The organism is Rhizobium sp. P44RR-XXIV, assembly GCF_001999485.2.
Lineage (GTDB): Bacteria > Pseudomonadota > Alphaproteobacteria > Rhizobiales > Rhizobiaceae > Rhizobium.
In genome coordinates this window covers 80,257-92,029 of the sequence record NZ_MPVZ02000020.1, presented here as the reverse complement: position 1 = coordinate 92,029, position 11,773 = coordinate 80,257, and the positions used below count along the sequence as shown (strand labels likewise).

Annotated in this window: 8 protein-coding genes and 2 pseudogenes; 6 read left to right on the top strand and 4 right to left on the bottom strand. The window is 56.6% G+C overall.

Going from position 1 to position 11,773, the window contains the following annotated elements:
• The first annotated feature begins 350 nt into the window (after positions 1–350).
• The 4 genes from BSK43_RS00990 (at position 351) to BSK43_RS00975 (ending at position 4,247) form a co-directional block, all read left to right on the top strand.
• Positions 351–1,280 carry a proline iminopeptidase-family hydrolase gene (locus BSK43_RS00990; protein WP_198929091.1) on the top strand — a complete coding sequence of 310 codons (930 nt, stop codon included), beginning with the start codon at positions 351–353 and terminating at the stop codon, positions 1,278–1,280.
• A 22-nt stretch (positions 1,281–1,302) separates the two neighbouring features.
• Positions 1,303–2,685, top strand: a complete 1,383-nt coding sequence (locus BSK43_RS00985) for an APC family permease (RefSeq protein WP_068396766.1) — start codon at positions 1,303–1,305, stop codon at positions 2,683–2,685.
• A gap of 222 nt (positions 2,686–2,907) precedes the next feature.
• On the top strand, positions 2,908–3,675 hold the full coding sequence (locus tag BSK43_RS00980; RefSeq protein ID WP_068396763.1) for a GntR family transcriptional regulator: 768 nt from the start codon (positions 2,908–2,910) through the stop codon (positions 3,673–3,675).
• Between the two features lie 209 nt (positions 3,676–3,884).
• The gene (locus BSK43_RS00975) at positions 3,885–4,247 is read left to right on the top strand and encodes a helix-turn-helix domain-containing protein (protein WP_077472582.1); all 363 of its coding nucleotides are present in this window, start codon (positions 3,885–3,887) and stop codon (positions 4,245–4,247) included.
• Positions 4,248–4,277: 30 nt separating this feature from the next.
• Here BSK43_RS00975 and BSK43_RS00970 read toward each other — a convergent pair whose 3' ends face one another.
• Complete coding sequence (locus tag BSK43_RS00970) at positions 4,278–5,129, bottom strand: alpha/beta hydrolase (RefSeq protein ID WP_077472583.1); 852 nt, start codon at positions 5,127–5,129, stop codon at positions 4,278–4,280.
• Positions 5,130–5,580: 451 nt separating this feature from the next.
• Positions 5,581–6,594 (bottom strand): IS110 family transposase, encoded by a 1,014-nt coding sequence (locus tag BSK43_RS00965; protein ID WP_077472584.1) that lies wholly within the window; start codon positions 6,592–6,594, stop codon positions 5,581–5,583.
• 76 nt (positions 6,595–6,670) lie between these two features.
• On the opposite strand from BSK43_RS00965, the pseudogene BSK43_RS00960 reads away from it, so the two are divergent.
• A pseudogene (locus BSK43_RS00960) lies at positions 6,671–7,737 on the top strand (IS3 family transposase); the annotation flags it as partial.
• Positions 7,738–7,748: 11 nt separating this feature from the next.
• Here BSK43_RS00960 and BSK43_RS00955 read toward each other — a convergent pair.
• A pseudogene (locus tag BSK43_RS00955) lies at positions 7,749–9,095 on the bottom strand (IS66 family transposase); the annotation flags it as partial.
• Between the two features lie 326 nt (positions 9,096–9,421).
• On the opposite strand from BSK43_RS00955, the gene BSK43_RS00945 reads away from it, so the two are divergent.
• The gene (locus BSK43_RS00945) at positions 9,422–10,741 is read left to right on the top strand and encodes an aminotransferase class I/II-fold pyridoxal phosphate-dependent enzyme (protein ID WP_077472587.1); all 1,320 of its coding nucleotides are present in this window, start codon (positions 9,422–9,424) and stop codon (positions 10,739–10,741) included.
• A gap of 19 nt (positions 10,742–10,760) precedes the next feature.
• Here the strand turns inward: BSK43_RS00945 and BSK43_RS00940 are convergent, their stop codons facing one another.
• Positions 10,761–11,672, bottom strand: coding sequence for a LysR family transcriptional regulator (locus BSK43_RS00940; RefSeq protein ID WP_068390884.1), 912 nt, complete (start codon positions 11,670–11,672; stop codon positions 10,761–10,763).
• Positions 11,673–11,773 lie beyond the last annotated feature (101 nt).

The window sequence follows — 11,773 nt, the reverse complement described above, 5'->3', positions numbered from 1 at the left end:
CCATTCCAGAATGATCGAGATTTTGCCCAACTAATTCGAAGCTACAATGTAAGTCGCCGCAGCAGTCAAATTTCGATGCAAATTTGGTTTTGAAAGGCAGGCCACCTCACCGCATGCGGTCTCTGCATTGGTTGATTTCAGCGTAAAATGTGCAGAAAGCAGCCGTCTTTCAATTGAATTCGATACGTGCGTTCCAATCAAGTATATGTAAAAATTACATATTATCCTTGACGTTCCCCTTAGCCATATTTTTTGTTCAGAAGGTCTTCACATAAAACCTTTTAGGTGTAAGGTATTGTCATAAGACCTTTAAAAAGGCTGAAACATGGCCGTAGGCGAGGGAGGAAATCTTGCTAGTCAATAATACCCAGCACAGAATTCAGCAGCACATCATACCCTTTGGAAATCACTTCACTTGGGCGCGTGTTACTACAGCGACACAAGAGCGCCCTGAATTGCCCCCTGTTATTATCCTTCATGGGGGACCTGGTCTCTCGCACGACTACTGCCTTCCCATGGTCGATCTGTGTCGGGATGGTCGTGCGGTGATTCATTACGATCAAATCGGAGGTGGTCGGAGCACTCATGTCGGGAATGCACCTGCGGAGTTCTGGACAGTTGATCTGTTCGTGGAGGAACTCAAAAATCTCGTCGACTACTTCGATCTCCGGCAGGGATTTCACATTCTCGGCCAATCCTGGGGTGGTATGCTCAGTCCGGAATACGTTCTGCGCCATCCTGATGGCGTCCTGAGCATGACGTTATCGAACGCTCCGGCGTCCATGCCGCTGTGGACACAGGGAACGGCTGCCCTTCTCTCCAATTTACCCGCAGAGATCCAAACGCTCGTCCATTTTCACGAGGCAGCCGGCACGACCGACTCCGCTGAATATCAGGCCGCGGTCGAAACATTTTATCATCGGCATCTTTGCCGTATCCAGCCGATGCCCCAAGTCCTACAGGACAGTTTCGAGCGGTTGGCGGCTGATCCCACGGTTTACCACACAATGGTTGGCCCGAGTGAATTCTCAGCCGTTGGAACCCTGAAGAATTGGTCGGTCGTTGACCGGTTGCACCATATATCGGTGCCGTCGCTGGTGCTCGCCGGCGAGTTCGACGAAGCCACTCCGATGGCGTGGGAACCGTTTGCCTCCCTTCTGCGAGACGTCGAAACGCACGTCTTCGGCGGTGCCAGTCACACACCGCACCTTGAAACCCCGGCCGAATATTTTGCCGTGGTGAGCAAGTTTCTAGGCAAGCATGATCCGCAACACAATTAATTAAAACAGGGGAACTACGAGAATGCAACAAGCACAAACACCTGTCGCTTCAGCAAACACACTGGAATCGCTAGGCTATCACCAAGAACTCCAGCGCACGATGTCACTGACAGATGTGGTGGTTTACGGCCTCATCTATATGGTCCCAATGGCGCCTATTGCCGTCTTCGGGCTGATTTCCAATTTTTCGTTGGGCATGACCGCGCTGGTCTATTTGGTTGCAGCGGTGGCCATGGTTTTCAGCGCGCTCTGCTATAAAGAGATGGCAAAACGTTACCCAGTTGCGGGATCGGTCTATTCCTACGTCCGTTTCGGGATAAACGGTTACTTCGGTTACTTGGCGGGCTGGGCCATTCTGCTCGACTATCTCCTTCTACCCGCTCTTTTGTCCGTTTTTGCGGCAAGCGCCATGACGGGGCTCTGGCCGGTCATCCCGATGTGGGTCTGGGTCGCGGTATTCGTTTTGCTGGCCGCTGCCGTCAATCTGGGTGGCATCACGCTCACAGCGACGGTGAACAAGATCTTCTTGGCGATCCAACTGGTCGTGATCGCTGTCTTTGTCGTTGCTGTCGGGATCGATCTGGCCAACGGGCATGTGGTGCTTTCCCTTACGCCGTTATTCAATAGCGCCACCTTCTCCTGGACCATCGTATTCGGGGCTATCCCCATCGCGGCGCTCAGCTTCGTCGGCTTCGATGCCATCTCGACCCTCAACGAAGAAGCAAAGGGCGGAGGCGAAACAGTTTCGCGTGCGACGATGATCGTGCTCGTGGCCGTGACCATTCTGTTCATTCTCCAGGTCTATCTCGCATCGCTCTACGTTCCGCTGGGAACGACATTTGCAGAAGGCGATGCCACCAACAACGCCTTCTACAATATCGCAGGCCAGGCAGGTGGTGATTGGCTGCGTATTGTAGTTACGCTGACATCGGCGCTGATCGCGATCTTCGCCAACTCCATCGCCTCGCTTGCGACCTCTTCGCGTCTGATTTTCAGCATGGCGCGCGACCGGCAGTTGCCGGGCTTGTTCGCATCCGTCAGCAAGCTGAAAAACGTTCCACGGAATGCAACTCTGTTGATCACCGGATTGTCCTTGATCATCGGCATCTTCGGTGCGGAAAATCAGGGATTGCTGACGACGCTTGTAACGTTCGGCGCTCTGACGGCCTATATCCTCTTGAACCTCGCCGTCCTTTTCCGTTTTGGTATCATCGATCGCAGCACTAAAGTTTTCCTTCACTGGATATCGCCGATCGCCGGCACGGTCATCCTCGCGTACGCGTTGTGGCATGCTGATGTGCATGCTCAGATCGTCGGATCAATTTGGATGGCGGTTGGTGTGGCCATCGCTCTCGTCCTACGCTTTGCTGGACGTCTCGAAGCGACGGGACAGACAGCGGTCTAATACATGAGCGGGCGACCAGTCTCCAAGAGACAGCGGAAGCTTTCTTGCCATCGGTACGAGAATGTACCGATGGCGCAGGTATAGTGGTGCATCACCGGCAGCGCATATTTTTCCACTACCGGCGTCCCGAAGATTTGACGCCGCCGGAACCTATCAGGTTGCAGTCGCAACGACGCGACGGTAAACCGGGCGACGATATCCGAGCGAAGGCTGGTTTACTGCATGAGTCACGCGGAAAATAGCGAAGAAATCCTGGCCGTTTTGGACGCGATCGGTGGTGGTGTAACCATAACGACTGCGCGCCGAGAACTTGCCGACCGCATCATAGCTGCGATCGCAGTTGGTGCCTATTCGCCGGGCGAGCAGCTTCCATCAGAGCGAGAGCTTGCTGAGCGGCAGGGCGTCAGCCGCGTTACTGTCCGGGGCGCAATCGAGATCGTTCGGGAAAAGGGACTGCTGAGCTCCCGGCGTGGTCGCGGTGGAGGAACATTCGTTACCGACATCAATGTCGACCAGGTCGCACCGGGGACCACGCGCCGTGTCTTAGAAGATGAAGTTCCGAGGCTTAAAGCCTTCATGGACTTTCGCTGTCTTATCGCCGGACTTGAAGCAAGGACTGCAGCTGAGCGACGGACACCTCGGCAAGCCGAGAAACTGATATGCATTCTGGCTGATTTTTGCGCTACCGATGATACATCGGAGGCGCGCAAGATCGACGTCGAACTTCATAAGTTGATCACCGTCATGGCGGCAAATGAACAACTTGCAGCCGTCACTGCCCAACTTCATGCACGGGCAACAATGGGGTTTGGCGCCGAACCCTATCCACCGCAGTACCTGCAGCGGGCTCGTTTGGAACACTCCGATCTTGTTCATGGTATCGTTGAGCAAGATTTGGAGGGTGCATATCAAGCTGCATATAGGCACTTCTCCTTGACACTAACGATCGCACAAGATGCCTTTGAACAATCCTTGGCGTCGATTGCTTGACTGGGTTGCCGTCACAATCGGTGACTATGGCGTTCGATTCCCTTCATTATAAAAGAGTGGTGGAAGATTCGCGCTCAGGACAAGTTGGATGCGAAGGGCTTTTTCGAACCGACTTCCCTGTTTTAGCCGAAGTGTCTACGCTCAAGTTCCTTCGCGGTAAAAGGGCGAGTATAATTTCTCTCTAAACGAATTCTAGTTGGTCAATCACTATGGAAACATTGGAAAACAATCTCGAGAATTGCCCGGTCCGCGATGTGCTGCACCGTGTTTCTGATCGATGGAGTATGCTCGTACTCTTATATCTCGAGCAGGGAACATTGCGGTTTTCCGAACTGCGGAACAGAATTCCGGATATTTCTCAGCGAATGCTGTCGCAGACAGTCCGGCGATTGGAGTTGGACGGTCTCGTCAAACGCACGGTTTATCCCGTCGTACCACAGCGTGTTGAATATGAGCTGACGCCACTCGGACGTTCGCTGCTCGTGCCGGTCAACCTCATGAAGGACTGGGCTGAAGCCAATCATGATGCCATACGGCAATCGAGGGCTACCGGACGCCCCAGCGCGCTGTAAGCCCGACGATAAGCGAACTCTATAAGTAGTTCACTTCAGACTGGCCAGAAATTTAAGAATAATGGCGTTCACTTCCGCAGGGCGTTCGTTCTGTATCCAATGCCCCGCCCCCTCGAGGAAGACCGCGGCCGGCCCGCCAGAGTCTCGCGCCATTGCGTCGGCGCGAGCGCGGTTGCCGGGAAAATTCACAACTGTGTCGCGGGTTCCGCCAATGTAGGCGGCTGGCACTGGCAGCTTCATACCCATCCACGGTGCCGTCAATTCCCAGTCGTAAGTGGCGACGTAGGTCTGAAGTTCCTGCTTGCTCATAAAGCTCAGCGGGCCTGGAGGCGTCGGCAGAGTATCGGTTGACGTGCCGTCCTTCGGGACGATCATCAACAACGGCTTTTGGGTGACGTAGTCACCGGAATTGGCAAAGAACAGACGCGTTAGGCTCTTGCCAACATCTGCCTCGAGATCGTTCTCGGCCACGTCAGGCTTTTGGAAATAGTTCATGTAGAAACCGGCTGGCAGCCGCTCGGCCAGCAGTTCGATGTTGCTGCGCAGGCCACGGGGTGCATAGGGCATCGACAGGCCGACGACGCCTCGGATACGATCCGGCCGCATCAATGCCGTATGGTATGCAGCAGTAGTGCCTGCGTCATGTCCCACGACAACAGCCTTTTCGATACTCAATGCGTCCATCACGCCGATGACATCGCCGACCGTGTGCGCAACCGTGTAGTCGTCCACGTTTGCCGGCGCATCGGTTTGACCATGGCCGCGCATGTCTAGTGCGATCGCCCGAAAGCCGGCGGCGGCGACAGCCGGCATCTGATGGCGCCACGAAAACCAAAGCTCGGGAAAGCCATGCAGAAAGACTACCGCAGGCCCCTCGCCCATCTCCGTGTAGTGCAGCTGGATTCGGTTCGTCGTTATGAAGCCATGGCGGACACCCCGCAGTTCAACCGTGTTCGTGCGATTGGTCGCCGGGGTCGAGTTTGCCTCTTTAGCCAGTCCTGCACCGTATACTAACGAATAGGCAGTGAACTGCCCCCACTTTCGACCGGACACTCAGCATAAGCAGGAAGGCTCAAGCACAGGCTTGAGGATATGTGTGGACGCCTCCGGGTGCGCAAGAAGAATCTTTGTTTGACGGCGTCGAAGTTTGGTGCGGACATGTGTTCGGCTTCTTTTGCGACGAAGCACCGCCGCCAGCCAGTATGGATTACGCGAGCTCGATCCACTTCAGGCTTACGTGCTGTCAGCACTTATCCTCAATCTGGTTCTCCGAGCCCCGTTCAAACTCTTCGGCCATGCAATCCTTAGACCTTCATTGCTGCGCGGGAATTCGTCAGGCTGGCTGCATGTAAGACCCTCCGTGCTTTAGAATTGCCCAGGCGACGCGAGCCATCTTGTTCGCTAGCGCTACGATCGCGAGCATCGGTGGCTTTCTGTGGAGGATGCTGGCAAGCCAAGCGCTTGGCTTGATCTTCCCACGCCTTACCCAAGAAACGACGGCACTGGCCCCCATGATCAGCAGACGTCTGAGCGTCCGTTCGCCCATCTTGGATATTCGTCCGAACCGCTGCTTTCCTCCGGTGGATCGCTCGAGCGGGGTTAAGCCAACCCATGCCGCGAAGTCACGTCCCTTCCGGAAAGTCGCCGGATCGGGAGCCAGGGCCGCGATTGCTGCCGCTGTCACAGGTCCGATCCCTGGCACAGAAGTCAATCGACGCGCATCAAGGTCGTCACGCGCCCGCTTTTGGATTTCCCTGTCGAACTCTGTTAGCTGAGCTTCACACGATGAGAGATGCTGCCATAGTGAACGCAGGATGCCTTGAGCTGCGGGCGGCAGATTATCATCACTCTCGATGACCTCCTGCATCTTTGCAGAAGCGGCGGCACCCTGAGAGAAGATGTAACCAAATTCCGCCAAATGGCTTCGTATCGCATTCAGAAGCTGGGTCTTCTGGCGTACCACCAGATCTCGTGCGCGAAAGACAATACTCGCGGCCTGCGATGCCTCACTCTTCACATGAACGAAGCGCATGTCCGGCCGCTGCGCCGCCTCCGCGATGGCCTCGGCGTCAGCAGCATCGTTCTTCTGCCTCTTCACAAACGGCTTGACGTAATCCGGAGGTATCAGAAGCACTTCATGCCCCAGCTCTTGCAGCTGCCGCCCCCAATAATGCGCGGTGCCGCAAGCCTCCATCGCTACCCGGCAGTGGGGAAGTGACATCAGCAGCGTGATGAGTTGAGCTCGCCGGACCTGTCGGCGGAAAACGACATGTCCGTCTGCAGCTACGGCATGCAGTTGGAAAACATGCTTGGCGACATCCAAGCCGATGAGAACGATCTGGGTCATTGGGTCAACCTCCTGGTGCTGGACATCCTCGATACTGCCACAAGGTGGCGAAGGAGGCGTCCACTCCATCAGGCTTATGTCTAACGAGTTTCGACAGGTTGATCTGATGATCGGTGACGTCCGGCGGCGACGCTGGACAACGGAACGCAAACTGCAGATCATCGAGGAAAGCTATGCCGCCGGGGAAACCGTTTCCTCCGCGGCGCGGCGGCATGGAGTTGCGCCAAATCTTCTGTATCGCTGGCGCAGGCTCCTGAGCGAGGGAGGTGCGGTGGCCGTGGATTCTGACGAGCCAGTGATCGGCAATTCCGAGGTGAAGAAGCTGGAAGATCGAGTGCGCGAGCTTGAGCGTATCCTCGGGCGCAAGACGTTGGAGAACGAGATTCTCCGCGAAGCTCTTTCCAAAGCCCACTCAAAAAAACCGATATCGCGGCCGATCTTGTTGCCGAAGGACGGTTCCCGATGAAGACCGTGGCTGACGTCCTTGGCGTATCGCGGTCCAATCTGGCGGAGCGCCTTAAAGGCAAGTGCAAGCCGCGTGGATCATACCTCAAAGCGGACGATGACAAGCTGCTGCCCGCCATTCGTAAACTCGTGGATGCTCGGCCGACCTATGGCTATCGGCGGATCGCTGCCCTTCTCAACAGGCAGCGGCGAGCCGCCGATCTGCCCGTCGTCAATCGCAAGCGAGTTCATCGCATTATGGCCAATCACGCTATGATCCTTGAGACACACACGGCGGCGCGAATAGGCCGTGTCCACGACGGCAAGGTCATGGTGATGCTGTCTAACCTGCGCTGGTGCTCGGATGGCCTTGAGTTCACCTGCTGGAATGGCGAGGTGGTCCGCCTCGCGTTCATCATCGATGCGTTTGACCGGGAAATTATCTCATGGGCAGCCGTCGCTAATGCCGGGATATCAGGTTCCGACATTCGAGACATGATGTTGGAGGCCGTCGAAAAGCGCTTCGGCGCAACCAGCGCCCCCCATGCAATAGAACATCTATCTGATAACGGCAGTGCATACACCGCGCGCGAGACCAGGCTGTTTGCCCAAGCCCTCAACCTGATCCCATGCTTCACGCCCGTTGCCAGCCCACAATCGAACGGCATGTCTGAAGCCTTCGTCAAAAGTAAGCGGCAAGCTGACCCTGTTCAGCGCGCGTAATTCCAGGGCATGAGTGCATCGAGATCGCTGCTTGACCAGCCATTGGCGATGCGCTCGAGGGTCTGGGTGAGCCAGGCTTGCGGATCGACATTGTTCATCTTGGCTGTCTGAAGAAGTGTCGCGATTGTCGCCCAGGTCCTCCCACCGCCATCGCTGCCAGCGAAGAGACTGTTCTTTCTCGTAATCGTCTGGGGCCTGATGGCGCGCTCAACGATGTTGCTGTCCAGCTCGATACGGCCGTCGGTCAGGAAGCGCTCGAAGATTGCGCGACGTGAGGTGGCATATCGGATTGCCTCAGCGAGCTTGGATTTGCCGGAGATCCGCGGCAGGGTCTTCTGCCAAAGGCCGAAGAGCTCATTGACGACGGCTGCAGATGTCTGCTGACGCGCCGCCACACGGACATCAGGGCTTTGACCGCGGGCTGTTTCTTCGACCTGCCAGAGCTTTGCCATCAGCTCCACCGTCTCGGTGGCGATCTTGGAGGTGTCCGATGCGTGGAGTTCGTAGAACTTGCGTCTGCTGTGGGACCAGCAGCCGGCAAGCATCACGCCGTCATTGCCGCCGTCAGATCGGGCAAGCTTGTTGTAGGCACCATACCCATCAACCTGAAGAATGCCGCGATAGCCGCTCAGATGCCGGGCGACGCGATCGCCAGCTCGGCTATCTTCGAAGCGATAGGCGACCATCGGTGGGCCATTGCCACCGAAGGGTCTGTCATCCCTGGCATAGGCCCACAGCCAGGCCGTCTTTGCCGACCCGGATCCCGGTGCGAGCGTTGGCAACGTCGTTTCGTCGGCGAAGATGCGCTCGGCCTTTTTGATTTCGGCGAGGATGTACTCGGCGAGGATATCGAGCTCGAAGCCAAGTTTGCCCATCCATTGGGCCATCAGCTTGCGATCGAGCTCGACCTTATCGCGGGCGTAAATCGCCTCCTGCCGATAGAGCGGCAGGCCATCGGCATACTTCGAGACCGCGATCTGGGCGAGAAGCGCTTCCGTCGGAATGCCTCCCTCGATGATGTGCGCAGGTGCGGCGGCCTGAATGACGCCGTCTTCGTTTTTGAAGGCATACTTCGGCCGCCGGGTGACGATGACGCGGAACTTCGCCGGCACGACGTCTAGCCGCTCAGAGACGTCTTCTCCGATCAGCACCTTCTGTTTGCCCGCATGCTCGGGCAGTTCATCCGGCTCGATCACCACTTCGATGCGTTCCAGATGTGGTGCAAAGCCCTTGCGCGGTCGCGGCGGACGTTTGCCATCGGGATGGGCAGCGCTCTTGTTTACCTGGGCTCGAATTGCAGCGATGCCGGTCTCGATCTCTTCGAAGACGAATGAATTAAAAGGCCCTGTCGTCTTTTGGCATACAGGCGGATATCATGCACTTTTCGATCCTCGCTACGCGAAGCGTATCTGGTCGTCGATTGACCGCCTCTCCGGCATCGCGTTGTGATGTCACGGAAATTTTGACCGAATGTCGAGGAAGCGCTGCGTCGGCAGTTCGGCGCAGTGTTCTTTCGTAACATGTAGACAACACATTAACATTTCTGAACCAATGAAATATTATTATTAACTTTTTCTGATGTAACGTTCGCGTTAGACTCTCGTCATCCAACGTCGATGTCCCACGCCGGGGCCTCGAGCTTAGCGATGAAGGAGAGGACATGCCCCATCTGAGTCATAGACAGTGGGTGCCGGAGGCATGCGAAACGCATATCCAGCGAATCGCGGCGAACGTTTCGGCAGAAACCCGCGACGTCGCGGCCCGTATCGAAGCTCTGGTTGCTAGGAACCTTGAGATTCACGATGCCGACTGCTTTAATCTAAATCCCGCGACAAACGTTCTCAACCCTGTTGCCGAAGCCGTCTTGAGCCGCGGTCTCGGTAACCGCCCGTCGCTCGGCTATCCCGGCGACAAGTATGAAATGGGCCTGGAGGCCATTGAGGAAATCGAGGTCATAGCGGCCGAACTCGCGGCAGAAATTTTCGAGGCAAAATACGCCGAAATGCGCGTGGCGTCGGGCGCAATGGCGAACCTATACGCTTTCATGGCAATGGCGAAACCAGGAGACGCCATCATTGCGCCTCCGGCAACAATCGGCGGACATGTCACGCACCACGCTCCCGGTTGCGCTGGCATGTACGGCTTGTCGATCCATGCGATGCCGGTCGATCCTGAAGGCTATACCGTTAACATTCCTGCCCTTGCCGCCTTGGCGGAAAGAGTGAGGCCGAAGATCATTACAATCGGCGGCAGCCTAAATTTGTTTCCGCACCCGGTTGCCGAAATTCGCAAGATTGCTGATGCCGTCGGCGCCTATGTGCTTTTCGATGCTGCACATCAATGCGGGATCATAGCCGGCAAATCCTGGGCCAATCCCTTGGAACAGGGGGCGCATCTGATCACTATGAGCACCTACAAGAGCCTGGGCGGCCCGGCCGGAGGGCTGATCGTAACCAATGATGCGGCGCTTGCCGAAAAGCTTGACCGTGTGGCTTTTCCGGGAATGACGGCAAACTTCGACGCGGCGAAGGCGGCCGCGTTGGCGATCACTCTGCTTGATTGGCGCGATCACGGGATCGCCTACTCAAGGGCCATGGTGGACCTCGCCCAGGCTCTTGCAATCGCCATGCAGGCAGAAGGACTGCCGGTCTTCGGAACTGGCAAGGGGATCACCGAGAGCCATCAGTTCGCTTTGGAGGCGGTCGGGTTCGGCGGCGGGCAGGCCGCGGCGAAGAAGCTGCGAAAAGCCGGGTTTCTCACATGCGGAATCGGGTTGCCCATTCCCGAAATCGACGGCGACAAGAATGGGCTACGCTTCGGCACGCCTGAACTCGTGCGACGCGGCGTCACTCCTTCCGACGCGCCGAAACTCGCTGCGCTAATTGCCGAGGGCCTGCGCGCCAACGATCCGGAGACGGTCGCGCCCCGGACGGCAGCATTTCGCCGAACATTTGATGAGTTCCATTACATCAATCATTAGTCACAGACCTCCCATGACCTCAAACGGCATTCCGGTTGAGGTCATTTGCTTTTTGTCGGCAAGCCGCGATGAACGCTTTGAGTGCTGGGCTGCGGCCCTGACCTTTCCGGTAGGCGAGGGAGATTTTGCGGCGAATTTCCGGCTGCAACGGTCTGACTTGGACGTCTCGAAGGTCAAGGCTCGCGCGCAGCCCCGGCAGGATCGAGATCCCGGCGTGGCTTCTAATCAAGGCGATGCTGACCTCAAACCCTTTGCAGCGTGCCGTGATTTGGGGATCAAAGCCTGCGCCTTGGCACGCTTCGGTGAGCATTCGCGTGTAGTTCGATGATGCAGTGTCGATGATCCACCGTTCGCCGGTCAAGTCGGGGAGCGTGACATGATCGCGGCCGGCGAGACGATGGCCCTTTCCCATCATTACGTGGAAAACGTCCTCAATAAGCGGAATCGTTTCCATGTTCGAGTCGAGTGCGCCGGGCAGTATGTTGAGATCATCAATAATCGCGACGTCCGTTTGCCAGGTTCGCAAAGCGGCCACGCTTTCCTCCGGTTCCATCTCATCGAACTGGATGGCGAGAAGCGGGTGATCCTCGGCCAATTGCTGGATCGTCGGTGGGATGAGCACCGCGGCCACCGAAGGAAAGGCCGCAACCCGAAGATCACCTGCCACCAGGTTTTCCAGTTCCGCGATATCGGCTTTTGCGCCTTCCAATTCTGCGAAGATTCGTTCTGCCCGATCGACCAGAATTTGACCTGCAACGGTGAGCGCGACACCGCGACCACGCTTCTCGATCAAGGGCGCGCCGACCTCCTGCTCCAGCAAGGTCATCTGCTGCGAAATCGCCGACGGAGAGACAAGCAGGGCCTCGGAGACGGCAGCCATGGTCTTGCGTATGGAAAGTTCGCGAAGGGCGCGTAGCCGTCCAAGGTCCATCAGTTTCTCCCCAGAAAACATTAGCGTAACTTACGAACATAAAAAATACAATTAACTTTTTTTGACTGAAATATTTCGCTACCGTCCTCTCAACAGCGGGA